We start from the raw sequence: 1510 nt of genomic DNA on the forward strand, positions 1-1510 counted from the left end.
GAGGGCTAGCGTGTCCCTCGGGGCCTTTAGAAAGGGCAACGTATGGGCAAGGCCAAGTCCCTCAAGGACAAGCTGTATGGCGCGGCCGTGCTGAAGATGAGCTTCCGGTTGCGTGGAGACGAGGAGTCTCCCGCCTTCAAGGTCGTGTACCCGGGAGTGCTGCGAGACCTCGAACTCGAGGACACCGCCGTGGAGAAGTACATCGAGGAGAACCGCGACGCCGTCGAGCGCGCCGCCCGCGGTTCCACGCCCGCCCCGGGCCCTCGGACGTAAGGGCATTGCCCTGGTGGCTCGGGTAGGTGTCGGGGGTGAGACCCGCCGACCCCGGGAGGCAACTGGTGGACGTTCTCGGCGCTTCCTCGGCTGGACGCCGCGAGGGGTTGTCCCTACCTCGTGCGGGCCCCTTCCCCGGAGGGCCTCCCCATGCGGCGCCTCACTCTCGTCTCCCTGTTCATCCTCACCACCTTCGTCTCCGCTTGCGCCGAGAAGGGGGAGCCCGGGCCCAAGGGAGACCCGGGGCCCGCGGCGGAAGGCCTGGTCGGTCCCCGGGGCGAGCCGGGTCCCAAGGGCGACACCGGCCCCATGGGACCTCCGGGCAACTTCGCCCGCATCCGGGTCGTCCCCCCGGGAGACAACCCGCTCATCGGCGGCGAGAACCTGCGCCTCGCGCTCCGGGCCATCAACAAGGTCTCCGCCGACGAGCCCTGGCTCCTCTTCCTCGAGCCCGGCGTGTACGACCTGGGCACCCAGGGGCTCCAACTGCGCCCCTTCGTCCACCTCCAGGGCTCCGGGCAGGCGCTGTCCACCGTGCGCTCCCGCGCCTCGGGCCCCACCGTCGTCGCCGCGGAGAACACCGAGCTGCGCTCGCTCACCGTGGAGCACGTGGGGGGGGGTGAGGACGTCATCGCCCTCTCCACCTCCACGCCCCTGTTCCGCGCTCGGGACGTGGTGCTCGTCGCCCGCGAGGGCTCCCGACGCACCGTGGCCCTCCAGTCCTCGGCCGGTCTGGGCTCCGGCGGTTTCGAGCGCGTCCAGGCCCGGGCCTCTTCCGCTCAAGGGGAGAGCGTGGGGTTCTCGTGCGAGGGCTGTGCCGTGAAGCTGGCGGGTTCCTCCGTCCTGGCACAGGGCGGGAGTCGGGCCCTCGGGGTCTCCGTGCGGCAGGGCTCCGTCGAGCTGTGGGACTCCTCCGCCACCGGCCTTGGCGGCTCCGTCGAGAGTGTCGGCGTGGAGGCTTCGGGCTCCCAGGTGGTGCTCGTGCGCTCGGACGCGAACGCCGTGGATGGGGGGACGGCCACCGGGATGCGGCTGCTCTCCTCCCAGGGCTCCGTCCGGGACAGCACCCTCTCGGGCTCCGCTCCTCCCGCGCAGCAGGCGCGTGCCCTGGAGGTCTCGCGCTCCGATGGCGCTCCCTATACCGTGGACATCCAGCGCTCCACCCTCGTCGGCGCCACCAGCTCCGTCCGCGGCGCCGAGGGCTTCACCATCCGCATTGGCGGCTCGCAGCTCCGGG

Annotated in this window: 2 protein-coding genes; both read left to right on the forward strand. The window is 72.0% G+C overall.

What is annotated here, in order from left to right; all coding sequences use genetic code 11:
- The first annotated feature begins 42 nt into the window (after positions 1 to 42).
- Positions 43 to 273 carry a hypothetical protein gene (locus tag VF794_RS31495; protein WP_331116817.1) on the forward strand — a complete coding sequence of 77 codons (231 nt, stop codon included), beginning with the start codon at positions 43 to 45 and terminating at the stop codon, positions 271 to 273.
- A 150-nt stretch (positions 274 to 423) separates the two neighbouring features.
- The coding region (locus tag VF794_RS31500; RefSeq protein ID WP_414640991.1) for a collagen-like triple helix repeat-containing protein at positions 424 to 1510 on the forward strand (1087 nt) is incomplete at its 3' end.

Origin of the sequence: Archangium sp. (assembly GCF_036389735.1) — a bacterium.
In the GTDB taxonomy this organism is placed as follows: Bacteria; Myxococcota; Myxococcia; order Myxococcales; family Myxococcaceae; genus Archangium.